The sequence below is a fragment of the Oerskovia sp. USHLN155 genome (genome assembly GCF_037145535.1).
Taxonomy (GTDB): Bacteria; Actinomycetota; Actinomycetes; order Actinomycetales; family Cellulomonadaceae; genus Oerskovia; species Oerskovia rustica.
In genome coordinates, this window is sequence record NZ_JBBCXG010000005.1 from 60,218 (window position 1) to 85,522 (window position 25,305).

Consider the following 25,305-nt stretch of genomic DNA (forward strand, 5'->3'; position numbering starts at 1 on the left):
TCACCGGTTCGGGTACGGGCCGCCCGGGGCGGCCGGCACGAGGCCGACCACCCCGGGCGGTCGAGACGTCAGTCGCGGGACATGGCTGCGGCCAGGTGGGCCTCCAGGTCGAGGTAGGCGTCGTCGGCGATGTCGAAGACGACCCGCGCGATCTCGCCGCCCACGAAGTCGAAGCCGTAGCCGTACAGCGAGGAGACAGGGTCGGCGCTGTCGCGTCCGATCGTCAGGCCCTCGCCGCAGAGCGAGAAGTGCCCGAGCACCGTGCGGATGCGCTGCTCGCCGACCTGCTGGTCGTCGATGAACAGCTTGAGCGGCCCCACGCCCTCGCGGTTCTCGCCCATGCCCTCCTTGGTGAACTCCACGCCGATGATGTGCTTGCCCGACGTCGGCACGGGGGCCGAGACGCGGTCCTCGGGAGGGATGCCCAGGAAGTTGTACACGTAGTGCACCTGGCCGTCCTTGATCACGAGCGCGTGCCCGCCGAAGCGAGAACCGTGGGCGAAGATCACGCCCTGCGAGTCGGGCGTGAGCTCGACCTCGGCCGCGATCTTGTACGAGACGCCGTGCGTGTTGGCCGCGGAGCGCTCGGGCACCTCGGACGTGCCCGGGTAGTAGACGAACTGTCCGCTCGGCGGCGCGGGCTGGTGGAACTCCATGGCCACGAACGTCTCGAAGTCCTTGGGGTTGCCGATGATCTGCAGGTCGTTGAGCGGCAGGACCTTGTTCTCCTTCGCCTCCGTCAGCCACAGCGCCTTGAGCTCCTCGAGCTTCTCGGGGTGCTCGGCGGCGAGGTCCTGTGATTCTGAGCGGTCGACCTCGGTGTGATAGAGCTCCCACACGTCGTCGTCGAAGTGCCCCTTGCCGCTCACCGGACCGTGCACCGTGACGGCCTTCCACCCTTCGTGCCAGATGCCGCGCTGCCCGAACATCTCGTAGTACTGCGTCGTCTTGTTCGTCGGGGCGTCGGGCGCCGCGTCGAACGACGGGACCATCGACACTCCCGAGAGCGGTGTCTGCGCGACTCCGTTGTACGTGTCGGGGAACTCGACGCCGCACGCCTCGAGGATCGTCGGCACGATGTCGGTGGAGTGGTGGTACTGGTGGCGGACCTCGCCCCTGGCGGCGATGCCCGCGGGCCAGTGGATGACCAGCGGGTCGGCGACCCCGCCCTGGTAGGTGTACCGCTTGAACATCTTGTACGGGGTGGTGAAGGCCGCGGCCCACCCGGTCGGGTAGTGGTTGTAGGTGTCCGGCGTGCCCAGCTTGTCGACCATGGTGAGGTTCTGCGCCTCGTCGTCGGGATAGCCGCCGAAGATCTTGCCCTCGTTGACCGAGCCGTTCGGGCTGCCCTCCCCGGAGGCGCCGTTGTCGGCGCAGTACACGATGATCGTGTTCTCGAGCTGCCCGGACTCCTCGAGGTAGTCGACGATGCGGCCGACCTGGGCGTCGGTGTACTCGCTGAACCCGGCGAACACCTCGGCCATCCGGGAGAACATGTGCTTCTCCTCGTCGTCCAGCGAGTCCCAGGGGCGCACCTCGTCCGTCGGGGAGAAGGTCCCGTCGGGCATGGGGTTGAGCTCGGTGAGCACCGTGCCCTCGGGCAGGATGCCCCGCTCGACCATGCGCGGCAGGACCCACTCGCGGTAGGCCTCGTAGCCGTCGTCGAACCGGCCCTTGTACCTGTCGATGTACTCCTGCGGCGCGTGGTGCGGGGCGTGGTTCGCACCGGGGCAGAACCACATGTACCAGGGCTTGTCGGGCTCGGTCTGCCTGACGTCCCGGATCATCTTGAGCGCCTGGTCGGCCAGGTCCTTCGACAGGTGGTAGCCGTCCTCGGGGAGGTACGGCTGGTCGATGTAGTGGTTGTCCTCGGCGAGGGACGGGTACCAGTTGTTGGTCTCCCCGCCGATGAAGCCGTAGAAGCGGTCGTACCCCTGGGCGAGCGGCCAGTTCTTCTTCGAGGCCCCAGCCGTCCACTCGTCGATCGGCACGTTGTGGTTCTTGCCGACCCAGAAGGTGGACCATCCCGCGTCCCGCAGGATGTGCGCCATGGTCGCGTTCGACGGCGGGATGTGGGAGTTGTACCCGGGGAACCCTGTCGAGGACTCCGAGATCGTCGCGAAGCCGTTGAGGTGGTGGTTGCGGCCGGTCAGGAACGTCGACCGCGTCGGCGAGCACAGCGCCGTGGTGTGCCACTGCGAGTAGATCAGGCCGTCCCGCGCGAGGCGGTCCATGGTCGGCATGTCGATCCGGCCGCCGTAGGGCGACCACGAGGCCATTCCCGTGTCGTCGTAGAGGACGACGAGCACGTTGGGAGAGCCCGCCGGTGCCTTGGGCGGGAGGAACGCGTCCCAGTCCGGGGTCGAGTCCCGGACGTCGAGCTTGATCTCACCGCTGAACGGCTTCTTCGTCATGTCGCCTCCGTGGTCGCTGTCGCTGTGGTCCGGAGGGCGGTACGCGTGGGACCGGGCGCCGGACCGTCATGTCGAGTCGTGCGGAACGTCGAGGTACGTCAGTTGCGGACGAGCAGAGAGCTCCGGCGTCGTCGCCGGTGCCCCGGTCACTCACGCTAGGCCGGGTCGCCCGTGCGCGCTCGGCGAGCAGGCCTCGCGACAACCGGTCCCAGGAGGCGTCGGCATTTTTCCGGAACGTCAGGCATCGGCTACCGTGACGCCGCCAGCCGCTGCCCAGGGAGAACATGTGCCGACCGATCCGGTCAACCGCAACCTCGTCTACGTCTTCGACATCTCCGGAGGGGACCCCGCCCTCCTCGACGACGAGACCACCGTCCGCGCCTGCCTCTCCCAGGTCGTCGACCGCGCCGGGCTGACCCCGCTCGGCGAGACCTCGCACCGGTTCGCCCCGCAGGGGTTCAGCATGGCGACCCTCCTGGCCGAGTCCCACCTCGCGGTCCACACGTGGCCCGAGGACGGCACCGCCTACGTGACCCTCACGACCTGCCGCGCGCCGTCGTCGGACAGCTTCGAGGAGGACACGCGCAGCCTGCTGCGCGAGACCTTCTCCGCCGCCGACGTCGCCGTCCGGACCCTCCTGTGAGGGCGCGCCGGCCCAGGGCGCGCATGTCGCTCGGCAAGCACCTGATCGGTGCGCCGCCGTGGCGCTCGCTGCCGCAGGGAGTCGTCGTCTACGGCGAGAAGGACCCGAGCGACGGCGTCACGTACTACTGGGAGGAGTGGGAGGTCCTCGGGTACGAGAACCTCGACTTCTGGGTCGAGTACGACCACGACACGAAGGCCGTCACGCTCTACCGTCCCGCGGAGTCCGAGGAGGCCCTCGACCCGACGCGGATGCGCAAGGGCCAGGTCGTCACCGTGACGCTCAGCGGGAAGAAGTACCGCACGAAGGTCACGGAGGTCGGGGTCGGGACCATCGCGTCGCTCGACGGGTCCTTCACGTACGACCTCACGGTGGGCCAGCCCGTCGCGTACGCCGAGCTCCGCACCCAGGACATGGTCCTGTCGCTCGAGAAGTTCGACGACCGCGTCATCGACCTCTACCACGGCACCGTCCTGGACGCCGCGGGGCAGAAGGCCCACTTCGGCAAGCGCGTCGCGCCGCGCGACGTGAAGGTCAACCCCGTGGTCGCGTTCGTCCTGGTCCTCGCGGCGGGCATCGGCCTGTTCTCCGCGTGCGGGGACCGCGACGTCGTCGACGACGACTGCACGCCCCGCACGGTCGAGCAGCAGCTCGACGCGAGCGGCGACCCGGTCACGACCGACCAGACCTGCTACCGCCGATCGGTCTACGGCGGCGGTGGCGGCGGCCTCGGCAAGTAGCGCCCCCTGCACGACCTCACGACCATCCACCCTCACGACACACCCGGAGCAACCATGAGCATCATCGACGAGCTGCGCCTCGACGCCTTCCTGTCCACGATCGTCTACTCGGTGCTGGGCATCGTCCTGCTCGTCCTGACGATCGTGGTCGTGAACTACCTCTTCAAGCTCAACCTGCACCGCGAGCTCGTCGACGAGCACAACACGGCCTTCGGGATCATGATCGCCGGGCTGGCCGTCGCCATCGGCATCATCATCGCGGGGACGATCCTCTCCTGACCGTGGCCGGCGACACGCACACGGAGACCGCCCCGCCCGTGGGAGGCGCCGGGCCCGCGGGGGGCGAGCCGCCCGCAGGGGAGGAGCCGCTCGTGGGGGACGCGCCGCCGTCGGGCCGGGGCATGGACAAGCCGACCGTGTTCGCGGCCGCGCTGCTCGTCGCGGTCGGCGGGATCATCTACGAGCTGATCCTCGGCACGGCCGCCTCCTACCTGTTCGGCGACTCGGTCGTCGCGTTCTCCGTCGCGACGGGCCTGACGCTGTTCGGCATGGGGATCGGATCCCTCCTCGCGACGCGGCTGGCGACGAACCCGGGCCTGAACTTCGTGCGCAACGAGGTCGCGCTCGCCCTGCTGGGCGGCAGCTCGGTCCTGATCCTCTACGCGGCGTTCAGCCTGACCGAGGTCTACTGGCTGGTCTTCGTGCTGCTGTCCCTCGCGCTCGGCGTGGGGATCGGCGTCGAGATCCCGCTGCTCGTCGCGCTGCTCAAGGAGCACGGGCGCGACGAGTCCGTGGGGCTGCTGTCGAAGGTCCTCGCGGTCGACTACTTCGGGGCCCTCGCCGCGTCGCTGCTCTTCCCGTTCGTCATGCTCCCGTACCTGGGGCTCATGCGGACGGCGTACGCGGTCGCGCTGCTCAACGTGCTGGTCGCGGTGTTCATGCTGCGGCGCATGGGGCGGCGCACGCGCTGGACGTGGCTCGCCCGGCTCACGGTCGTCCTCCTCGTGGCGTGCTTCGCGGCGTCGAGCGCGATCGAGGGCGCGATCAACACCCGGCTCTACCAGGACCCCGTGGTCCACTACGAGTCGACGGCCTACCAGAAGCTCGTCCTGACGAGCTTCGGCGACGACGTCCGGCTCTACCTGAGCGACCAGCTCCAGTTCTCGTCGGTCGACGAGGCGAGGTACCACGAGACGCTCGCGCACGCGACGCTCACGTCGGTTGCGGCGCCCGCGTCGGTGGCGATCCTCGGCGGAGGGGACGGGCTGCTCGCGCGCGAGGTGCTGCGGTACCCGAGCGTCCGGGAGGTCACCGTCGTGGACCTCGACCCGGCCGTGACCGAGCTCGCGCGGACCGACCGTCTCGTGAGCGACCTCAACGAGCACTCGTTCGACGACCCGCGCGTGCGCGTCGTCAACGGCGACGCGTTCCGGTTCATGGACACCACCGCCCAGACGTTCGACGCGGTCCTGATCGACCTCGTCGACCCGTCCAACGAGCGCATCGCCAAGCTGTACTCGACCGAGTTCTACGCCATGGTCGCGAACCACCTGCGGCCCGGGGGCGTGTACGCGACCCAGGCGACGTCGTCGTACTTCACGCCGCACGCGTTCTGGCAGGTCGCTGCGACCGTGCGCGCGGGCTCACCGGGGCGGACCGTGGTCCCGCTCTCGGTCAACGTGCCCTCGTTCGGAGAGTGGGGCTTCGTGCTGTCGCTGCCTGCCGTCGCCGGGCAGGGTGGGGCGGCGGTGCCCGGGACCATCGGGCCCGACGGCGGAGCGCGCCTCTTCGCCGCGACGCCCCTTCCCGAGGGCCTGAGCTTCCACACGCTCGACTCGCTGCGGGCCACCGCGACGCTCGCGGGCGACCACCCGGGACCCGAGGTCGAGATGGAGGCCTCGACGCTGCTGTCGCCCGTGGTCTACCGGACCTACCAGCAGGACATGTCGCGCTGGCGGTACTGACGACCGGTGAGCGCATGCCCGCCAGGTGAGACGGACCCGGGGGAGGGGTTGCGGCGGCCCCCGCGAGGCTGGACGGTTGGTCTGCTGTCCCGGACCGGGGCGGGTGAGGCATACGCGTCCGCCCGCAGGTGGAGGGGGCGGAGAGCGGGGGGGGGAGCGCGGTGGACGACGTCATCGCACGAGGTGCGGCCGGGCTCGTGCGCGCCGCCGCGACGGACCGTCCGGCGTGCGGGAGGCGATGTCGACCTGCCGACGACCACCCGGCGAGCCCGCGCTCGCGGGGGTGGTCCAGCGTCCCGCCCCTCACCCGACGCCCCAGGAGACCGCCCATGCGCCCCGTCACGCTCTACTGCTTCCACCACGCCGGAGGGAACCCCGCAGGGTTCCGTCCCCTGCGCGCCGCGCTCGCCCCCGAGGTGGACGTCGTCCCGCTCGCCCTCGAACGTCCTGGCGAGGTCGCGACGATCGAGAGCATCGCCGAGGACGTCGGCCGGATGCTCGCCCGCGTCGACCTCGGCGACGCGTACCTCTACGGCCACAGCATGGGCGGCCTGGTCGCCTACGAGCTGTGCCGCACGAGGGCCGAGCGGGGCGATTCGCTCCCTCGCTCGCTCGTCCTCGCGGCCGTCGCGCCGCCCGGGGTGCTCGACCCGGAGGGCGGGCGCGCCGCGGCGCTGCTCCGCACCGGTGCGACGCTCGTGCCCGCGCCGGGCCTCGCCGAGCGGACCGTGGCCGGGGTGCGCCGCTCGCTCGCCTACGCGCCGCCGGTCCGTCCCGTGCCCGTCCCGTTCGAGCTCGTCCACGGGACACGCGACGAGGTCGTGACCGCACGGCTCATGCGCGGCTGGGGCGAGTACACCGTCGGACGGCTGCGCGAGCACGCGGTCGACGACGGGCACCTCTTCCACCGTGCGCCCGCGCTCGCCGGGCTCGTCCGTTCGCTCCTCGTGCCCGGCGTCCCCGCACCGGTCTGCACCCGCGCGCGACGCAGCGGCCGCAGGCCCGTCGCGGGCGTGGGGCTGAGCGCGTGAGCGCCCCGTCGCAGGTCGTCGCGCCCCAGGTCCCGCCGTCCGACGGCGACTCGCGGCGTCGGTCGCTCGCGCTCTTCCTGCGGGCCCGGCGCGAGAGCCTGCAGCCCGAGGACGTCGGGCTGCCCCTTAGCCGGCGGCGCCGGACCCCGGGCCTGCGGCGCGAGGAGGTCGCGGTCCTCGCCAACGTCGGGGTCACCTGGTACACCTGGCTCGAGCAGGGGCGCGAGATCGGGGTGTCCGCGGTCGTCGTCGAGTCGATCGCGCGCGCCCTGCGCCTCGCGGACGGCGACCTCGCCTACCTGTACGAGCTGACCGGTACGCGGCTCCCGTCGAGGTCGAGCGCCCCGACCGAGCTGCGCGACAACCTCGTGCGCGTGCTGGACGGGTTCTCCGAGCTCCCCGCGTACGTCGTCGACCGGTACTGGAACGTCGTGGCGACCAACGAGCTCGCCGAGCACGTCTTCGGCAGCGAGGTCGGGGCCAACTGCCTCGCCGACTTCTTCACCGAGGAGCGGGTCGCGGAGCGCTACCCCCAGCGGGCCCTCGTCGGACGCATGATCGTGGGACAGCTCCGCCGGCAGGCCGCGGCCTACCCGTCCGACCGGACGTTCGACCTGCTCGCCGACCGCGTCTCGGCCGCGTCCCCGGAGTTCGCCGCGTACTGGACCTCCTACTCGGTCGGCGTCGAGCCGCACGTCGACATCACCTACGACCACCCGCAGATCGGCCGCCTGACCTGGCAGTGCACCGTCCTGAACCCGCTCGGGGGCGAGGACCTGCGGCTGTTCCTCTACCTGCCCCGACCCGGGACGGGGACCGCCGAGGCGCTCCAGAGGATCCGGTGAGCGCGGTGACCCGTTGGAACCGACCGGCTCGCCCCCGCGCCCTGCGCGTGGGGGACCTCCGGGTCCGCTACGTCCCCGACGGGACGGTCCAGCTCCACCCGCAGCGGTGGTTCTCGCTCCCCGAGGACGACCGGTCCGTCCCGTCCGGGCTGCTCGACCAGGACGGGTACCTCGTCGGCTCGGTCGGCGCGCTGCTCGTCGAGGCGCCCGGCTGGTCGGTCCTGGTCGACACCGGCTTCGGTCCCCGGACGCTCGCCGCCTCGGCCACGCACCCTGCGCTCGGCACGCTGCGCGGGGGCGGCCTCGACAGGTTGTCCCCCGGGGTCGTCGAAGGGCTCGACCGGGTCCTGTTCACGCACCTGCACGAGGACCACGCGGGCTGGCTCGCGCACGGTGAGCATCCGGTCGGTGCCGCGCTGCGGTCGGTCCCGCACGTCGCGTCGTCGACCGAGCTCGACGCGCACCCGGCTCTCGCGCGGGGTGCGTGGGAGGTCGCCGAGCACGGTCGGTCGATCCTTCCCGGCCTCACCGCGCTCGCCAGCCCGGGGCACACCGCCGGGCACACCTCCTACCTCCTGGAGTCGCGGGGAGAACGTCTGCTGTGCTTCGGCGACGTCATGCACAGCAGCGTCCAGGTGGAGCTGCCCGCGCTCGGCTCGTGCTTCGAGGAGGACCCGGTCCGGTCCCGGGCGACGCGCGCCGAGACGCTCGACCTGCTCGGCGAGCCCGGGACGGTCGGGGCGGGCAGCCACTTCGCCGACGTCGTCCTCGGTCGCGTGCACCGCACCGGGGACGGCGGGCGCACGTGGTCGCCCGCCGAGGAAGCGAGCAGCCTGGTGGTCCCAGCACCCCTATAAGGCCGCTCTGGATGACGTGCCGGGCCGCGACCATCCTCGAGGCATGACACGAACCAGCGAGGACCTCGCGCTCACCGGTCGCCAACGACTCGTCCTGATCGTGCTCCTCGGCGCACAGTTCATGTTCGCGCTCGACTTCTCGATCGTGACCGTGGCGCTGCCCGTGATCGGCGAGGACCTCGGGATACCCGATGCGGACCTGCAGTGGATCGTGACCGCGTTCGCGCTGACCGCGGCGAGCCTCGTCCTCGTGATGGGGCGGGTCGCGGACCTGCACGGGCGCAAGCGGATGTTCCTGATCGGGATGGTCGTGCTGACCGTGGCGTCGGCCGTGGGCGGGTTCGCCACGGAGCCCTGGGTGCTGTTCGCGGCTCGGGCAGGTCAGGGGCTCGCGACCGCGATCACGATGCCGGCCGCACTCTCGCTCCTGACCACGTCGTTCGAGGAGGGGCCGCTGCGGAACCGTGCCCTGGGGCTCAACGGCGCCCTGCTGTCGCTCGGGTTCGCCGTGGGCGCCGTCCTGGGCGGCGTCGTCACCGACGTGCTCGGGTGGCGTTCGACGTTCCTGATCAACGTGCCGGCGGGGCTCCTGATCCTCGTGGCGGCACCCTTCCTGCTCACCGACGACGGCGAGCGCAAGCAGCAGAAGCTCGACGTCCCGGGTGCGGCGCTCCTGTCGACGGGTCTCCTCGCCCTGGTCCTCGGCATCTCGACGGGCGAGCGCTCCGGGTGGGGGTCGCCCGCGTTCCTCGGGCTCGTCGCCCTCTCGGTCGGGGCCTTCGTGAGCTTCTGGTTCGTCGAGAGCCGGTCGTCGCACCCGCTGGCGGCCGTGAGCATCCTGCGCAGGCCCACGGTGTCCTGGGGGAACCTCGCCGGGTTCACCACGTTCGCGATGGAGAGCAGCAAGGTCTTCCTCCTGACCCTGTACCTCCAGCGCGTGCTCGAGGCGTCGGCGCTCGCGACGGGGCTCGCGTTCGGGGTGCTGGGCGCGGGGGCCTTCACCGGAGGGCTCGTCGCCGCGCGGATCATCGACCGCCTCGGTGCCAAGGCAACGCTGCTGCTCGGCCTGACGCTGCAAGGCGTCACGACCCTCACCTTCCTCCTCCTCGGTGTCGGCGAGACGCTGGGCTTCGCCCACATCCTCCTCGCGACGGCTGTGGGCGGGTTCGGGCACGTCCTGGTCATCGTGGCCTACACGGTGACGGTCACGTCGGGGCTCCCCGACTCCGAGCAGGGGCTCGCGACCGGGCTCGCGGGCCAGACGCAGCAGATCGCGTTCACCGTGGGGACGCCGCTCATCAGCGCGGTCGCGATCGCCTTCGCCACCGGGCAGTTCGACGACCCGACCTCGAGCGAGGCGGTGCTCGGCGGCGTCCACGCGGGGCTGCTCGTGAACGCCGTGCTGATCCTCGCCACCGCGGTCCTCATCCTCGTCTTCCTGCCCGCCGAGCGGCGGCCCGGCGGGAACCGGTCCGCGACCGCCCTCGCGGACGCCGGCGCGGGACGTGCAGACCGACCGGTCCCGCACGGCCGGGCGTGACCCCGCAGCGAGAGGGACCGGTCGTCGATCACCGGCCCCGCGGCACCGAGCAGTCACGACCGACCGGCACGCTCACGAGGAACCAGGAGGACACCATGGCCCCGGAGACCGACACCTCGACGGCGCTCCCCACGCTCCCGGCGATCGACGACCTCCTCGGCCCCTCGGCGTCGCGGTTCTTCGGCAGCGGCTACCGGGGGACCGACCCCCGGCTGCGGTCCGTCGCCGTCCGGCACGACGGCACGGCCTCACGGCTGGACGCCCGCGGGTCGATCAGCGTCGCGGAGCGCTGGTCCACCAAGGGCGACGTCGACCAGCTGCCGCACCTGAGCACCACCGACGTCCTGGTCCTGGCGGTGCAGGCCGCCGAGATCCTGCTGGCCGCCACGTTCTCGCCCGCCTTCCTGGTCGACGTCGTGCTGCGTCGCGTCGTGGTCGTCGCCGGGAAGGAACCGGTCGAGGGGGCCCACCAGGACTTCGCGGTGTCCGCCCGGCTCGACGACGCGTGCCGGGACCGGGACGTGACCGTCCACGCGTTCGTCGGGACCATGACGGTCGAGGTCACCGTGCACCGCCCCCTGGCGGTCGCCGGGCGCGTGGACCTGACCGTCGCCTCGCCCGACGAGCTCCTGGGCGCCGCGGCGCGCCGCGTCCACGGCGCCGGGTACGCCGGCCGCTCGGTCGACGTGCGGGAGGTCGCGACGGTCGGCCACGACGAGGCGCGCGCGCAGCTCGTCGCCACCACGCTTCCCGGGACCGCGGACCAGGACCTCGGCATCGGGGCGACCGCCCGCGCGAGCCTGTCCTTCGTCGAGGCGTTCGTCGCGACGCTCCAGCTCGCCCAGGTGCTGCTCTACGAGCTGGACCAGGTCCCGCGCGCCGACAGCAGCACGCTGTGGATGCGACGGACCGTCGTCGAGTCCGACGGCGCGGCGCTCTGGCTCGACACGCCCCACCCGATCGACATCGCCCTCGTCCGGCCACGGCTCGTCGTGCTCCGCGGGGAGACCTGGCGCTGCGCGGAGGCCCGCGCCGTCGTCGGGCACGGCACGACCGTGCACTGCGACGTCGCCCACCGCATCCCGTCGCCCACCACGGTGAGCAACCCACCGACCACCGCTCCACCCACCGAGGAAAGAGAACTGTCATGAGGCTCGCGATCTCCGGGACCTACTCGTCAGGCAAGACCTTCACCACGATCGCGCTCGCGCACCTCACCGGGATCCCCCGGAGCGCGGCCAAGACCATGCGGGAGCTCCTCCCGATCTCCGTCCCCGGCAAGACCCTGGAGGAGTGCAGCGCGGCGGAGATCCTCATGCTGATCACCCGGCGCAACACCGAGCGGGCGGTCAACGAGTCGCACCTGGGCGACACGTTCATCTCGGACGGCTCCTCGCTGCACGAGTGGGTCTACGGCACGGTGCGCGTCCTGGCGGGCATCAACCCGAACGACTCGATCGACCTCGACTCGGTCGAGCGCACCGACGCGATCCGGTTCTTCGAGGAGGTCATCGACGCGCTCGGCGTCCCCGCCAAGCAGCACGCCGCGGCGAGCTACGACGCGTTCGTGCACCTGCCCATCGAGTTCCCGCTCGTCGCCGACGGGCACCGCCCGGTCAACGAGAGGTTCCGGCGGCTCGCCGACGAGAAGCTCCAGCGGGAGATCGCCGGGCTGGGCATCCCCAACGTGAGCATCGGCGGATCGATCCCGGAGCGCCTCCAGGCGATCACCGACCACTACGACCTGCCACGCGCCATCACCATCGAGGAGGCCGTGGCCCGGGCACAGGTCGACTACGACCTGCTCGACGTGCGGGACGAGAAGGAGCGGGAGCTCGCGCATGTCCTCACGTGACCGACCGGGCGCAGCGGTCCTGCGCGGTGTGGGCGGGTACCTGCCGCCACGGGTCGTGACCAACGACGACCTCGCGGCGCTCGTCGACACCTCGGACGAGTGGATCAGGACACGGACCGGGATCAGGGAGCGACGTTTCGCCGACCAGGGGAGCGCGACCTCCGACCTCGCGGTCGAGGCCGGACGCCGGGCGCTCGCGTCCGCAGGGGAACCGGACGTGGACCTGGTCGTGGTCGCGACGAGCACGCCCGACCGGTCGTGCCCGGCCACCGCTCCTCTGGTGGCGAGCCGGCTCGGGCTCGGGACCGCGGCGGCCTTCGACCTGGCGGCCGTGTGCTCGGGTTTCGTCTACGCGCTGGCCCAGGCCAGCGCGGCGGTGCTCGCGGGGCTGCACCGCCGGGCGCTCGTGATCGGCGCCGACCAGTTCACCTCGATCGTCGACCCGCGCGACCGTGCGACGTCGATCCTCTTCGGCGACGGTGCGGGGGCCGTCGTCGTCGACGGGGGCGACCCCGACGAGGCGGGGAGCCTCGGGGCGTTCCACCTGGGCTCCGACGGGAGCGCCCACGACCTCATCACCGTCCCGGCCGGCGGCTCGAGGGTCCCGCACCGTGAGGTCGTCGACGCGTCCGACGCGTACTTCCGCATGGACGGGCGGGCCGTCTTCGGTGCGGCCGTCGGGGCGATGTCGTCGTCGTCGCGCCGTGCGCTCGCCCTCTCGGGGTGGTCGGTCGAGGACGTCGACTGGTTCGTCGCGCACCAGGCGAACGAACGCATCCTCCGGCTCGTGGCCCACTCGCTGGGCATCGCGTCGGAGAAGGTCGTGATCCACCTCGACCGCGCGGGCAACACCTCGGCCGCGTCGATCCCGTTGGCGCTGGCCGCGCACGCCCGCACGTTCGCACCGCACGAACGCATCCTGCTGACCGCCTTCGGTGGAGGAACCACCTGGGGCGCCGCGACGGCGACGTGGCCACGCCTCGTCGTCCAGGACCTCTGAGAAGGAGCGCACCATGACCGAGACCGTCTTCGACCCGTCCCCCGAGTCCATCGCCGACCTCGTCGGCCGGGCGATCCCGGGGCTGCCGGACCTGCGTCCCACCGGCGCGACCTTCGACGACCTGGCGATCGACTCGCTCACGACCGCGGAGATCGCGGCCGTCGTGAGCCAGGCCTACGGGATCGAGGTGAGCGACTACGACGTCGCGAGCCTGGGTGACCTCGACGGCCTGAGCAGGCTCGTCCGGGAGCGGATCGCGGCGGGCGGCGACGGGTGAGCGAGCCGCCCCGGGCCGCGGCCTACCTCGACGTCGACGGGACGCTGACGACGAGGGTCACGCTCTTCGAGCTGCTCCGCTTCGACGCCGCCGAGCGGGGCGCGGAGCAGGAGGCCGCCACGTTCCTGAGGGGCATCGCGACGATGCGGGAGGCGGGCGCGACCCGGACCGAGCGCAACCGGCACTACTTCACGTGGTGGGCGGGGAGGCCGGTCGGGGACGTCGTGCAGGTCGGCCGCCGGTGGTTCGCCTCGGTGCGGACAGGGGGTGCCGGGCACGCGGTGGGTCCGCCGGGCGACGGCGGGCCCGGCGGCGGAGGCGGCGCGGCCGGTCGAGGCGGCGTACTGCGCCCGCAGGTCGTCTCGATCGTCGAGCGGCACCGCCGCGCAGGACACGTCGTGGTCCTGGTCAGCGGGTCCTTCGCGCCCGCGCTCGTCCCGCTCGCGGAGGTGCTCGGCGGAGCTCACCTGCTGGTCACCGACCCGGAGGTGCGGGAGGGGCGGTTCACGGGGCGCGTGGCCGTCCCGATGATCGGTGAGGCGAAGGCCAGGGCCGTCGCCGAGCACGCGCGGCGGGAGGGGATCTCGCTGCCGCGCTCGGCCGCGTACGGCGACGACCTGTCCGACGCCGGCTACATGGGGCTGACCGGTCGCCCGACGGTCGTCGCGGTCCCCGGCGCACCCCTCGCGGTCGTGGGGGGCAGGCGTGGTTGGGACCTCGTGGCCGTCTGAGGGCCGCGCGGCGCGGAGTGGTGACGGACGACGGGACGAGCGAAGGAGACGGGTGTGCGTGTCGCGGTGGTAGGGGCCCACGGGGTAGGGAAGTCGACCCTGTCGCGGGAGCTGGGTCGTCGGTCGGGCCTCGAGGTCCCCGCGCTGGACGCCATGAGGGACCCGGTCGGCTCCCTGCCCCGGTCGCTCCTCGAGTGCACCGAGGCCGAGGTGGTCCAGCTGAGCCTGCGGCGGTACGCCCAGCGCGTCGAGCAGGAGAGCGCGACGCCCGACATGATCTCCGACGGTTCGGTCCTGCACGAGTGGGTGTACGCCGCGGTGAGGCTGCGCCGCCAGGTGCTCTCCGGTGCGCGGCAGGACGGCGTCCTGACCGACGTCGTGGCCGGTCTCCTGCGCGAGGCCGGTGCCCGCGCGGCGCGCACCTACGACCTCTTCCTGCTCCTGCCTGTCGAGTTCCCGCTCCCGCCGGACGACCGGCCGGTGAGCGAGCCGTTCCGGGGGGACGCCGAGGCGCTCACACGAGAGGTGACCGCGGAGACGGGCGTCCCGGTGCACCTCCTCAGCGGGTCGATCGAGGACCGGCTCGCCGCCGCGGCGTCGATCGTGGGGCGCGTCCGGCACGAGACCGTGAACAGCCCGTGAAGGTGCTCAGGGGAGACACGCCCGAGTTCGAAATGTCCGGTGCTCGGCACATAGTGTCTGCGCATGCCCTTTGCGAACCTCCCTGTCGACCTCGTGCACGTGGCCGCCGCGAGCGAGCCCGACCTGGGTGGTGTCGCGGGCTGGGCCGTGTCGCTCATGGAGACGCTGGGCGTGTTCGGGGCGGGGCTGGCGATCGCGCTCGAGAACCTGTTCCCGCCGCTGCCGAGCGAGGTCATCCTGCCGCTCGCGGGCTTCACCGCGAGCCGCGGGAGCTTCAACGTGTTCGCCGCGGTCCTCGCGACGACCGTCGGCTCGCTCGTGGGGGCGATCGCCCTGTACTACGTGGGCGCCCTGGTCGGGCGTGAGCGCACGCGACGGATCATCGGCTGGCTGCCGCTCGTCAAGCTCGAGGACGTCGACCGCACCGAGGCCTGGTTCCACAAGCACGGCAGCATGGCCGTCTTCTTCGGGCGCATGATCCCGATCTTCCGGAGCCTCATCTCCCTCCCGGCGGGGGTGGACCGCATGCCGTTGCCGAAGTTCGTCCTCCTGACGACCGCGGGCAGCCTCATCTGGAACAGCATCTTCGTCGGGGCGGGCTTCGCCCTGGGCGAGAGCTGGCACCTGGTGGAGGAGTACGCCGGTGTCCTGCAGAAGGTCGTCATCGGGGCCGTGGCGCTCGCGGTGGTCGCCTTCGTGGTGATGCGGGTCGCCCGGTCGGTCCTCGCGGGCGCGCCCCCGGCGCACGGGCGTCGTGCACGCGCCGCCCTGCCCGACGACGGCGAGCCGGCTCCCGGGGAGGGCGCCGCGCAGCGGACCAAGACCCCCACGACGACGCTCGCGCTGCCCAAGGGCGTGTTCGAGCGGTCCGGGGTGCGGGCCGGGCGGCCCTCGACCGACTGAGCGGCCCCGACCGGTCCCTACCGGCCATCCGGACAACCTGGTGGGTCCGGCTCCTCGCGGGTGAGGGCGCCCGGGAGGGGTGCCCGCCCGCCGGACGCCCGCGTCGTAGGCTCGATCCCGTGACCACCTCACCCTTCGCGACCGACAACCCGCTCGACGCCCTCACCCCGGACGCGCTCCGCCGTCGGACCAGCCTCAAGTGGCGGGCCTACGCCCCTGACGTGCTTCCCCTGTGGGTCGCCGAGATGGACGTCGAGCTCGCGCCGCCCGTCGTCGAGGCGGTGACCGAGGCGATGCGCTCGGGGGACACCGGGTACGACTACGGCGACTCGTACGCCGAGGCCCTCGCCGGCTTCGCGAAGCTCCGCTGGGACTGGTCGATCGACCCGTCGAGCACGCGGATGGTGCCCGACGTGATGCTCGGGCTCATGGAGATCCTCAAGGTCCTCACCGGCCCGGGGGACGCGGTCGTGGTCAGCCCGCCCGTCTACCCGCCCTTCTTCGGCTTCACGCAGAACGAGGGCCGCCGGATCGTCACCGCACCGCTCACGGCCGACTTCCGCCTCGACCTCGACGCGCTCGACCAGGCCTTCGCCGACGCGACCGGGGCCGCCCTCAACGGGACCGGACCGGGCAGCGGGCGCCGCGCGGTCTACCTGCTGTGCAACCCGCACAACCCCACGGGCACCGTCCACACGCGCGAGGAGCTCGAGGGGCTCGCAGCCCTCGCGCGCCGCCACGGCGTGCGCATCGTGTCCGACGAGATCCACGCGCCGATCACGGCGCCCGGTGTCGCGTACACACCGATCGTGACTGTGGCAGGGGCCGAGAACGCGATCGCGGTCCTCTCGGCCTCCAAGGCGTGGAACCTCGCGGGCCTCAAGGCGGCCGTCGCCGTCGGCGGCCCCGAGGCGGCCGACGACCTGCGGCGCATCCCCGAGGAGGTGGTGCACGGCGTCGGCCACGTCTCCGTGATCGCGCACGTCGCCGCCCTCACGGACGGCACCCCGTGGCTCGACGCGGTCCTGCGCGGGGTCCGCCGCAACAAGCTGCTCCTCGCCGATCTCCTCGAGGAGCACCTGCCGCAGGTGCGCTACCAGCCGACGCAGGGCACCTACCTCGCCTGGCTCGACACGTCCTCGGTGTCGGACGACCCGTACCGGTTCTTCCTCGACCGGGCCAAGGTCGCCCTGAACGACGGTCGGCACTTCGGGCCGGGCGGCGCCGGGCACGTGCGGCTCAACCTCGCGACGAGCCAGGAGGTGCTGACCGAGGCCGTCCGTCGGATGGGCGAGGCGGTGCGTCCGGCGTCCGCGTGACGGGCCCTACGGGGCCCGGCCGTCGTCGTCTCGCTCGTGCGGCCGGGTGGCCCTGCGCCGCCCGGCCAGCCGGGTCAGCGGCCCGGACAGGAACAGCAGGAAGAGCCAGAACATCCCGACCCCCGGCGCGACCACCGCGAGCACCAGGATCACGAGCAGCAGGAGCACCGCGACGACCGCTCCCCTGACCTCGAGCTCGCCCCGGACCTCGGGACGCTGGAGGTCGGGGTCGCGGACCGCCAGCCACTCGACGAGCGCCAGGCTGCCCGTCGTCACGATCATCACCGAGATGTACAGGGCGTTGACCGCCGGGTCGTCGGTGCCCTGGTCGGCCAGGAGCTGGGTCGTGAAGGGGATGAAGACGATGCTCGCGAGCCACAGGAAGTTGGCCCACAGCATCGCGGTCGAGTAGTCCCGCAGGTGCTCGAACACCCGGTGGTGCCCCACCCAGAAGTTCGCGATGACCACGAAGCTGATCGCGAACGCGAGGAAGGTGCCGCGCTCGTCGGAGAGCAGGGACGTGACCGAGTGCTCCTCCCCGTCCGTCACGAGGTCGATCAGGGGCAGCACGAGCAGCGTGATCGCGATCGCGACCGATGCGTCGGTGAAGTTGACGAGACGGTCGAGCCCCCGGTCCGTGCGGCTGTGCGGCATCCCTGCCTCCTCCGGTCGTCTCCACTGTAGGAAGGGCCCGGTGTCCCGGCGCGGTGAACCGGGTTCGCGGAGAACCTGTGACGCTCCGGGGGACGTGCGCGCCGTGGCTGCGCTCCCGCGCGGGCGTGGGCTAGCCTCGCAGGCGGGCGAGGACGCCCGGGTCAACTCTTTCCGCCGACCCGTCGGCGGACCGTCTGCCGTGGGGCATCGAGGGGGAGCACGTGGTTCGCACGCAGCTGGTCGACAGGCGCACCGAGGCGCGACGCCTCACCTGGCGACGGGCGCTCGGCCCGACCGCGCTGGCGGTGCTCGCCCTGACGCTCACGGCGTGCAGCGACGACGCCCCCAGCCCCGACGGGGCCGCCGCCGACCTCGCGACCGCGATCTCCGACGGCGACTTCGAGGGGATCGCGTTCACCCAGGCGAACCTCGACGCCGCAGCGCACCGCGACGCGGTGCTCGAGCCGCTGGCCGAGACCGACCACACGGTCACGGTCGCGAAGGTCGACGTCGCCACCGAGGGCGAGAACAAGGGCAAGCAGGCGACGGCCACGCTCGCGTACACCTGGAACGTCACGGACACCACGCCGTGGACCTACGAGACCACGGTCGACCTCGTGCTCCAGGACTCGCCGGACGGCGGAGCGGAGCAGTGGGCCGTGGCGTGGGAGCCCGACGTGCTGGTCCCGGACCTCAAGGACGGCGACCGCCTGGCAGTCACGCGGGTGCGCGCCGAGCGTGCGCAGATCCTGGGCGCCGACGGCGGACCCATCGTCGAGCCGCGTCCCGTCTACCGGATCGGCGTCGACAAGATGAACCTCGACCCCGCGCGCCAGGACGCGGTCGCGCGCCAGGTGGGCGCCGCCGTCGGGATCGACGTCGAGGCCTACGCGCAGAAGGTCGCCGGCGCCGGGGCGAAGGCGTTCGTCGAGGCCATCGTGGTCCGCACGGACGACACCGCGGGCATCGACGTCGACGCGGTCCGCGCGATCGACGGCGCGTCGGTCGTCGACGGCGAGCTCGACCTCGCTCCGACCCGAACCTTCGCGCGGGCCATCCTGGGCCGCGTGGGCGACGCGACGGCCGAGGCCGTCGAGGAGTCCGAGGGGCAGGTCGTCGCGGGCGACACGATCGGCCTCTCGGGGCTCCAGCGGCAGTACGACGTCCAGCTCCGGGGGACGCCCGGGATCACGGTGAGCGTCGTGGCCGACGGCAGTGCCGGAGAGGACACCGGGGAGGACCTGGACGGCGACGGGCAGCCTGACCCGGTCGAGGACGTCAAGGACGTCTTCGCGGTCGACCCGGTCGCGGGCGTGCCGCTCGCGACGACGCTGCGCACCGACATGCAGGTCGTGGCCGAGAGCGTGCTGTCGGGTGTCCCGTCGGCGAGCGCGATCGTCGCGATCGAGCCCTCGACGGGCAACGTGCTCGCTGCCGCGAGCGGTCCGGGCGGCGACGGGACGTCGACCGCCACGACCGGGAAGTTCGCCCCCGGTTCCACCTTCAAGGTGGCGTCGGCGCTCGCGATGCTCCGCTCGGGGATCACGGCCGACACCGTCGTGTCGTGCACGCCGGACATCACGGTCGACGGCCGGACCTTCCAGAACGTCCCGGGCTTCCCCGCAACGGCGATCGGTGAGGTGCCGTTCCGGACGGCGTTCGCCAACTCGTGCAACACCGCGATGATCGCCCAGCGGGACGCTGTCTCGCAGCAGGCCCTGCACGACGCCGCGGCCGACCTCGGTCTGGGCGTCGAGGCGGACCTCGGCGCCCCCGGGTACTTCGGGTCGGTGCCGGCCACCGCCGAGGGCACCGAGCACGCCGCGTCGTTGATCGGCCAGGGCAAGGTCGAGGCCTCGCCGCTGGGCATGGCGACCCTCGCGGCGAGCGTCGCGAAGGGCGAGCGGGTCTCGCCCGTCCTGGTCCGGCCCGAGGTCACGCCCGCGGCGGCCGAGACCCCGACGCCGTCGGCTCTCACGGCCGACGAGGCCGCGACGCTGCGCAGCCTCATGCGCTCGGTCGTCACGGACGGCAGCGCGAAGCTGCTCGCGGACCTGCCCGGTGAGGTGGGGGCGAAGACCGGGACGGCTCAGTACGGCGACGGCAACCAGGCTCACGCATGGATGATCGCGATCCAGGGCGACCTCGCCGTGGCCGTGTTCGTCGAGACGGGTGACGGCGGGTCGGTGACCGCGGGACCGCTCCTGAAGGCCTTCCTCGACGCCCCGAACACCGGTGAGTAGCGGCGGACGAGCGACCACGGGGCGGCGCAGGACCGTCCCCGGCCTCACGGTCTGCCGGCTGTGCGTGGGGGAGACGCTCGGCTCCTCGGACCCGTTGTCCGGTGGCCAGCTCGCGCGCGTCGAGGCCATCGCCGCGACCGGTGACGCCGGGCTCACGCTCGTCGACTGCCTCGACGCGTGCGAGCGCGGCGACGTGGTCGTCGTGCGTCCCGCCCCGGCGGTGCGCACCGAGCACGCGCCCGTCTGGTTCGAGCGCCTGGCGGGCGACGCGGCGAGCGAGTCCCTGCACCGGTGGGTCCGGGCGGGAGGGCCGGGGCGGTCCCCGCTCCCGGAGGACCTCGCGCCGCTGAGCATCGCCGCGCCCTGACTGGCCGCCCCGTGGTCGACCCACGGTGAGACGCTCCCGTCCCAGGGAATAGAGACGTGGCCCGACGACGTTCCCTCCTCGGCTACCATCGGTAGCCGTGGGCGACGATCGCCTGCACCGCCGGCCCCCGGGCCGGCCCGAACGGGAGTCGAATCCTTGCTGAACCGGTGGAACTTCACCGCGCGCCGTGACGTCGATCTGCGACGAGTCGCCAGCGCGCTCTGTTGTTGACCCACTGAACCGCTGGGCCCCAGGCCCGCACAGCAGTCCTCCCCACCCTGACGTCGGCACGCCGTCGCTCACCCTGCCGCGCAGGGCACGATCGTCCGCGCCGTGGAGCGCGTGCGCCCGTCGGCACGACCGTCGCGTCGAGGCACCCCTCACCTCCCGGGCCGGGACGACTGCACTCCCTCCCTCTCGCGATCCTCGCGATCCCTGGGCACCCCACGTGCCCGTGACGAAGAAAGCAGAACCGTGCCCTCCTCCTCCTCTTCGCAGGCCGCGGCCACCACCGCGCCGGAGAAGTCCGCGAACGGTGCCCCCGCACCCAAGCGCCGCGTCAAGCTCCCCTCCTTCACCGTCCAGATCCTCGTCGCCCTCGTCCTGGGCGTCGTGCTGGGATGGGTCGCCCTGTCGATGGGCCCCGCGTCCGGCGCGGGCACGCCCGACGAGGTCCCGAACTGGCTGACGACGACGCTCGACACGATCGGCTCGTCGTTCGTGACGCTGCTCAAGGCGATCGTGCCGCCGCTGGTGTTCACCGCGATCGTCGCGTCGATCGCGAACCTGCGGAACGTCACCAACGCCGCGCGCCTCGCGGGGCAGACGATCCTGTGGTTCGCCATCACGGCGCTGATCTCCGTCGTGATCGGCATCGGCCTGGGCCTCGTGCTCCAGCCGGGCGCCAACACGACGCTGTCGACGGCCGACGGCAGCGAGCCCTCGGGCTCCGGCTCGTGGCTCGACTTCCTCAACGGCTTCATCCCGAGCAACTTCCTGGGCATCCAGGCGCGCACGCAGCTGCAGGGTGAGGGCGCGAGCACCTCGATCTCCTTCAACGTCCTCCAGATCGTCGTGATCTCGCTGATCATCGGTATCGCGGCGCTGAAGTCGGGCAAGAAGGCCGACCCGTTCCTCGCGTTCAACCGCTCGGCGCTCTCGATCATCCAGACCGTCCTGTGGTGGATCATCCGCCTCGCGCCGCTCGGCACGCTGGGCCTCATCGGCTACGCGGTCGCGGAGTACGGCTGGGACCTCCTGTCCCCGCTCGCGACGTTCGCCGCCGCGATCTACATCGGCCTCGCGCTCGTGCTGTTCGTCGTCTACCCCGTGATCCTGCGGACCAACGGTCTGAAGATCACGAGCTACTTCAAGGGCGCGTGGCCCGCGATCCAGCTCGCGTTCGTCTCGCGCTCCTCGATCGGCACGCTGCCCGTCACGCAGCGTGTGACGGAGCGGAACCTGGGCGTCCCGCGCGAGTACGCGTCGTTCGCGGTGCCGCTCGCCGCGACGACCAAGATGGACGGTTGCGCCTCGATCTACCCGGCGATCTCCGCGATCTTCATCGCCCAGCTCTTCGGGGTCGACCTGTCCTTCACGGACTACCTGCTCATCGCGTTCGTGTCCGTCGTGGGTTCGGCGGCGACCGCCGGACTGACCGGCGCGATCGTCATGCTCACGCTGACGCTCTCGACGCTGGGCCTGCCGCTCGCGGGCGTGGGTCTGCTGCTCGCGATCGACCCGATCCTCGACATGGGCCGCACCGCGGTCAACGTCGCGGGCCAGGTGCTCGTGCCGACGGTCGTGGCCAAGCGTGAGGGCATCCTCGACGTCGCGCAGTACGACGGCGTGAACGTCGAGGACCTGTTCACGGACGAGGACGAGTCGAACGACTCGAACGAGTCCGTGGTCGCGTCCGACGTCGACCCGTCGACCGCGAACGCGTCCGACAAGCCTGCGGCCTCGGCCGCCGACGAGGAGCTGGTCGGGACGCGCTGACGCCACGTCCCCCCTCCCGGGGGGGGGGGGGGGGGGGGGGGGGGGGGGGGGGGGGGGGGGGGCGCCCCCCCCCCCCCCCCCCCCCCAACTACTCCGCACTCAGCGTTTCCCGGGAGAGGTCAGCGGTCCCGGGGCGTGAGGACCTCGAGGCGCTGGCGGTACTCGGTCTCGTCGATCTCACCGCGCGCGTAGCGCTCGCCGAGGATCGAGACGGGGTCGGTGCCGCCGCGCCACGCACCCGGTCCGCCGGGGTGGCCCCACGGTCCGCCGCGTCGCGCGCGGCGTGCGAACAGGAAGACCACCGTGGCGAACAGCGCGAACCACAGCAGCGGGAAGACGAACCACCACGGTCCGGGGCCCCAGCCCGCGCCGCCGTGGGCGAGGACGTCGGTCGTGGCGGTCGTGAGGGTGGTGAGCATGGGGGCCTCCTGGGCGGGCTGGTGACGGGCGGTCGCCGCGTCCGGCCGCGGGTGCGGCCTCGTCCCCAGGCTTCCGCGCGGGCCGTTCCGCGTCGTCGGCCCGGGGATGTCTACCGACTACCCCGCTGGTACCGCCCGGGCGGCGGGGACGTGCTGCTCAGTGCCCTCGTCCCCAGCCGGGGCGCACGACGCCCGCCTCGTAGGCCGTGACCACGAGCTGGGCCCGGTCGCGTGCCCGCAGCTTGGTCATGACACGCGAGACGTGCGTCTTGACCGTCGACTCCGACAGGTACAGCGCCCGCGCGATCTCCTCGTTGGACAGCCCGCCCGCGACCTCGACGAGCACCTCGTGCTCGCGCGGCGTGAGGTCGGCGAGCCCGGGCACGGGGTCGACGTCGCGCGTCGCGTCGGCCACGCGCGCGAGCAGCCGCCGCGTCACGGTCGGGGAGAGCAGGGCGTCGCCGCCCGCCGCGACGCGCACCGCGCGCACCAGGTCCTCGGGCTCGGTGTCCTTGACGAGGAACCCGCTCGCGCCGCCGCGGATCGCCTCGGTCACGTACTCGTCGAGCTCGAACGTCGTCACCACCACGACGTGCACGCCCGACGCCGCCGGGTCCGCCACGATGAGCCGGGTCGCCTCGAGCCCGTCGAGGCCGGGCATGCGGACGTCCATGAGCACGACGTCGGGCAGCAGGTCGAGCGCGAGCCGCACGGCGTCGTCGCCCGTCGCGGCCTCGCCGACGACCTCGAGGTCCGCCTCGGAGTCGATCAGGGCGCGGAAGCCGCCGCGCACGAGGCTCTGGTCGTCGGCCAGCACGACGCGGATCATGGGCGCTCCTGGTGCGGGGTCGGTGGGGCGTCGGTCGTCGAAGGTGGGCGGGTCGTCGCGTCGTCGGGCGGTCCGTCCGCCGGCGTGGGTGCGTCGGAGGCCTCCTGCCCGACGGCGCCGCGCGCCTCCCACGGGATCCTCGCCTCCACGACGAACCCGCCCTGGGGCAGGGGGCCGGCCGTGAGCGTCCCGCCCGCGTCGGTCACGCGCTCGCGCATGCCCCGCAGGCCGTACCCCTCGGGAACCCTGTCCTGGTCCGTACGCGGCCACGTGGCGTCCACGGCCCGGCCCGGGACGGGTGCTCCGTCGTCGGACACCGTGACGACCAGGGTGCGGGGCAGGGCAGTGCCGGTGACCCGGACCTCGACGACCGCGCGCGTCGCGCCGGTCGCGTGCCGCTGCACGTTCGTGAGCGACTCCTGGACCACGCGGAAGACGATCCCTGCGAGGTGTGGCGAGGCGTCGTGCGCGCAGTCCTCGACCGTGAGGTCGACCGTGACGCCCGGCACCTGCCCGACCAGCCGGGGGAGCGACCCGAGGTCCCACGAGGGCGAGCGGGGCGCCTCGCCGCCCTCGGCACGGACGATGCCGAGCACCGCGCGGACCTCGTCGAGCGACTCGCGGCTCGTGGCCCGGATCGCCGTGAGGGCCGCGCGCGCCTGCTCGGGGTCGCGGTCCAGCAGGTGCAGCCCGACGCCCGCCTGCACGGTGATCGCGGACAGCGAGTGCGCGAGGACGTCGTGCAGCTCGCGGGCGATGCGCAGGCGTTCGGCCGTCACGGCATTCACCTCGTGCTCGTGGCGGGCCGCGCGCAGGGCCGCCATGCGTGCGACCCGGCCCCGCACGCCGCCCGCCGCGACGAGAGCGACGACCGTCCAGGCCAGCCCCCCGAGCAGAGCGACCGAGGGCGGCCCGCCCCGGAGCGTCGCCGCGGCCGTCGTGATCCCCGCGAGCGCCACGACACCGGACCAGGCGACGGCCCGGCCGTGCGCCGCAGGACCGGCGAGCATCACGCCCGCGAGGACGGCGACCGTCGGGACGAAGACCGGCCCCCAGGGGTAGCCGAGCAGCAGGTAGACCCCCGTCGCCGCGAGGCTCAGCGAGACCGCCAGGAGGTGGCGGCGCGGGATCGTCGCGAGGACCGCGGGCGGGACCAGGAGCAGCGCGAGGGCGAGAGGGTCCAGGGGCCGTGCGTCGGGCTGGCCGTGCGCCGCGCCCAGCGTGCCCACCACCGCGACCAGGGCCGTGACGATCGCGAGGAACAGGCGTGGTCGGCGGTGGTCGAACGGGCCGGAGAGGTCGGACGGGTCGTCGGTCTGGCTGGCGCCGTCACGGTCACCCTCGCCGCCGGACCACGACCAGGGGCCGTGCGGCCGTGCGCGGTGCCACGGCGGACCCCACGGAGCCTCCGGGGTCCCCGCGGACCTCGCGTCGCCGACCATGCGGCCACGCTACGCCGGAGGGCGCACGCCCGCGTCCTGCCGTGGTGCCGGCGGGGACGGTACGGGGGTGCCGGTCACCGGCACCGCCGCAGCCCCCGCAGCCGCCGCGGCCGCCGGGGGCGTCCCGGCTCGTGGGGCTACCGCCCGGCTGGTGACCCCTCGGCGTCGAGCCTGGCCACGAGCCGAGGACCCGCGACCTCGCGGTACGACATGTCGAGCAGCTCCGCGACCTCCTGCCAGTCGACCGGGGCGGCGTCGAGGTCGAGGCCGAGCCAGCCCGCCGGGCCGTAGTACGCGGGTACGTAGAACCGAGGGTCCTGCGACAGGGCCGCGTGCTCCGCGGGGTCGACCTTCACGAGCACCGAGCGCGGGTACTGCCGGACCGGCGCCGAGGGAGTGGCCTTCGTCATGCCGCTGAAGACCGCGAAGATCAACCGGGCGCGGAACGTCACGCGCCCGTGCGACACGCGCTCCTCGGCGCCGGGGAACGCGAGCGCGAGGCGACGCACCTCGACGAGGTGAGCGGCGTCGTCGGGCACTGCGGGGCGGGGCGGCATGACACCCAGCGAACCACGCCCCGCCCACGCCCGTC

The 25,305-nt window shown here is 72.8% G+C and carries 25 protein-coding genes; 19 read left to right on the forward strand and 6 right to left on the reverse strand.

What is annotated here, in order from left to right:
* Positions 1-68: 68 nt before the first annotated feature.
* The gene (locus WFH32_RS08220) at positions 69-2,414 is read right to left on the reverse strand and encodes an arylsulfatase (protein ID WP_191796103.1); all 2,346 of its coding nucleotides are present in this window, start codon (positions 2,412-2,414) and stop codon (positions 69-71) included.
* A gap of 286 nt (positions 2,415-2,700) precedes the next feature.
* On the opposite strand from WFH32_RS08220, the gene WFH32_RS08225 reads away from it, so the two are divergent.
* From WFH32_RS08225 to WFH32_RS08300, 16 genes are all read left to right on the forward strand, one after another.
* Positions 2,701-3,057 carry an S-adenosylmethionine decarboxylase family protein gene (locus WFH32_RS08225; protein ID WP_318244086.1) on the forward strand — a complete coding sequence of 119 codons (357 nt, stop codon included), beginning with the start codon at positions 2,701-2,703 and terminating at the stop codon, positions 3,055-3,057.
* A 23-nt stretch (positions 3,058-3,080) separates the two neighbouring features.
* A complete protein-coding gene (locus WFH32_RS08230) occupies positions 3,081-3,797 on the forward strand; it encodes a hypothetical protein (protein ID WP_336706882.1) in 717 nt (238 codons plus the stop codon).
* A gap of 54 nt (positions 3,798-3,851) precedes the next feature.
* Positions 3,852-4,076, forward strand: coding sequence for a DUF350 domain-containing protein (locus WFH32_RS08235; protein WP_138822118.1), 225 nt, complete (start codon positions 3,852-3,854; stop codon positions 4,074-4,076).
* A gap of 2 nt (positions 4,077-4,078) precedes the next feature.
* The gene (locus tag WFH32_RS08240) at positions 4,079-5,761 is read left to right on the forward strand and encodes a polyamine aminopropyltransferase (protein ID WP_318244085.1); all 1,683 of its coding nucleotides are present in this window, start codon (positions 4,079-4,081) and stop codon (positions 5,759-5,761) included.
* Positions 5,762-6,090: 329 nt separating this feature from the next.
* On the forward strand, positions 6,091-6,792 hold the full coding sequence (locus WFH32_RS08245) for a thioesterase II family protein (RefSeq protein ID WP_336706883.1): 702 nt from the start codon (positions 6,091-6,093) through the stop codon (positions 6,790-6,792).
* Complete coding sequence (locus tag WFH32_RS08250) at positions 6,789-7,637, forward strand: helix-turn-helix transcriptional regulator (RefSeq protein ID WP_191796100.1); 849 nt, start codon at positions 6,789-6,791, stop codon at positions 7,635-7,637. The genes WFH32_RS08245 and WFH32_RS08250 overlap by 4 nt, the downstream gene beginning before the upstream one ends.
* A 5-nt stretch (positions 7,638-7,642) precedes the next feature.
* The gene (locus tag WFH32_RS08255) at positions 7,643-8,494 is read left to right on the forward strand and encodes an MBL fold metallo-hydrolase (RefSeq protein WP_336706884.1); all 852 of its coding nucleotides are present in this window, start codon (positions 7,643-7,645) and stop codon (positions 8,492-8,494) included.
* A 43-nt stretch (positions 8,495-8,537) separates the two neighbouring features.
* Positions 8,538-10,034, forward strand: a complete 1,497-nt coding sequence (locus WFH32_RS08260; RefSeq protein WP_191796098.1) for an MFS transporter — start codon at positions 8,538-8,540, stop codon at positions 10,032-10,034.
* Between the two features lie 95 nt (positions 10,035-10,129).
* The gene (locus tag WFH32_RS08265) at positions 10,130-11,185 is read left to right on the forward strand and encodes an AvrD family protein (protein WP_336706886.1); all 1,056 of its coding nucleotides are present in this window, start codon (positions 10,130-10,132) and stop codon (positions 11,183-11,185) included.
* Entirely contained in the window at positions 11,182-11,889 is a 708-nt protein-coding gene (locus WFH32_RS08270) for an AAA family ATPase (protein WP_336706887.1), read from the forward strand. The genes WFH32_RS08265 and WFH32_RS08270 overlap by 4 nt, the downstream gene beginning before the upstream one ends.
* Positions 11,876-12,889 carry a beta-ketoacyl-ACP synthase III gene (locus tag WFH32_RS08275; RefSeq protein ID WP_191796095.1) on the forward strand — a complete coding sequence of 338 codons (1,014 nt, stop codon included), beginning with the start codon at positions 11,876-11,878 and terminating at the stop codon, positions 12,887-12,889. The genes WFH32_RS08270 and WFH32_RS08275 overlap by 14 nt, the downstream gene beginning before the upstream one ends.
* A 13-nt stretch (positions 12,890-12,902) precedes the next feature.
* Entirely contained in the window at positions 12,903-13,166 is a 264-nt protein-coding gene (locus tag WFH32_RS08280) for an acyl carrier protein (RefSeq protein WP_191796094.1), read from the forward strand.
* Entirely contained in the window at positions 13,163-13,897 is a 735-nt protein-coding gene (locus WFH32_RS08285; RefSeq protein ID WP_336706888.1) for an HAD family hydrolase, read from the forward strand. Before WFH32_RS08280 ends, WFH32_RS08285 begins: the two co-directional genes overlap by 4 nt.
* A gap of 66 nt (positions 13,898-13,963) precedes the next feature.
* Complete coding sequence (locus tag WFH32_RS08290) at positions 13,964-14,539, forward strand: AAA family ATPase (protein WP_336707149.1); 576 nt, start codon at positions 13,964-13,966, stop codon at positions 14,537-14,539.
* Between the two features lie 63 nt (positions 14,540-14,602).
* The gene (locus tag WFH32_RS08295) at positions 14,603-15,442 is read left to right on the forward strand and encodes a DedA family protein (RefSeq protein WP_336706889.1); all 840 of its coding nucleotides are present in this window, start codon (positions 14,603-14,605) and stop codon (positions 15,440-15,442) included.
* A 119-nt stretch (positions 15,443-15,561) separates the two neighbouring features.
* Entirely contained in the window at positions 15,562-16,761 is a 1,200-nt protein-coding gene (locus tag WFH32_RS08300) for a MalY/PatB family protein (protein WP_191796090.1), read from the forward strand.
* A 6-nt stretch (positions 16,762-16,767) separates the two neighbouring features.
* Here WFH32_RS08300 and WFH32_RS08305 read toward each other — a convergent pair whose 3' ends face one another.
* On the reverse strand, positions 16,768-17,415 hold the full coding sequence (locus WFH32_RS08305) for a TMEM175 family protein (protein WP_336706891.1): 648 nt from the start codon (positions 17,413-17,415) through the stop codon (positions 16,768-16,770).
* Between the two features lie 221 nt (positions 17,416-17,636).
* Here WFH32_RS08305 and WFH32_RS08310 point away from each other — a divergent pair, with 221 nt between their 5' ends.
* The 3 genes from WFH32_RS08310 (at position 17,637) to WFH32_RS08320 (ending at position 22,023) form a co-directional block, all read left to right on the forward strand.
* Complete coding sequence (locus WFH32_RS08310) at positions 17,637-19,658, forward strand: penicillin-binding transpeptidase domain-containing protein (protein ID WP_336706892.1); 2,022 nt, start codon at positions 17,637-17,639, stop codon at positions 19,656-19,658.
* 64 nt (positions 19,659-19,722) lie between these two features.
* Positions 19,723-20,025 carry a hypothetical protein gene (locus tag WFH32_RS08315; RefSeq protein WP_318244083.1) on the forward strand — a complete coding sequence of 101 codons (303 nt, stop codon included), beginning with the start codon at positions 19,723-19,725 and terminating at the stop codon, positions 20,023-20,025.
* A 474-nt stretch (positions 20,026-20,499) separates the two neighbouring features.
* Positions 20,500-22,023, forward strand: coding sequence for a dicarboxylate/amino acid:cation symporter (locus WFH32_RS08320; RefSeq protein WP_336706893.1), 1,524 nt, complete (start codon positions 20,500-20,502; stop codon positions 22,021-22,023).
* Between the two features lie 119 nt (positions 22,024-22,142).
* On the opposite strand, the gene WFH32_RS08325 is transcribed toward WFH32_RS08320, so the two are convergent.
* The 4 genes from WFH32_RS08325 to WFH32_RS08340 form a co-directional block, all read right to left on the reverse strand.
* Positions 22,143-22,442, reverse strand: a complete 300-nt coding sequence (locus WFH32_RS08325; protein WP_191796086.1) for an SHOCT domain-containing protein — start codon at positions 22,440-22,442, stop codon at positions 22,143-22,145.
* 157 nt (positions 22,443-22,599) lie between these two features.
* Positions 22,600-23,271 (reverse strand): response regulator transcription factor, encoded by a 672-nt coding sequence (locus WFH32_RS08330; protein WP_336706894.1) that lies wholly within the window; start codon positions 23,269-23,271, stop codon positions 22,600-22,602.
* Positions 23,268-24,713, reverse strand: coding sequence for a sensor histidine kinase (locus tag WFH32_RS08335; RefSeq protein ID WP_336706896.1), 1,446 nt, complete (start codon positions 24,711-24,713; stop codon positions 23,268-23,270). The genes WFH32_RS08330 and WFH32_RS08335 overlap by 4 nt, the downstream gene beginning before the upstream one ends.
* Positions 24,714-24,850: 137 nt before the next feature.
* Complete coding sequence (locus tag WFH32_RS08340) at positions 24,851-25,270, reverse strand: MmcQ/YjbR family DNA-binding protein (RefSeq protein ID WP_191796083.1); 420 nt, start codon at positions 25,268-25,270, stop codon at positions 24,851-24,853.
* Positions 25,271-25,305 lie beyond the last annotated feature (35 nt).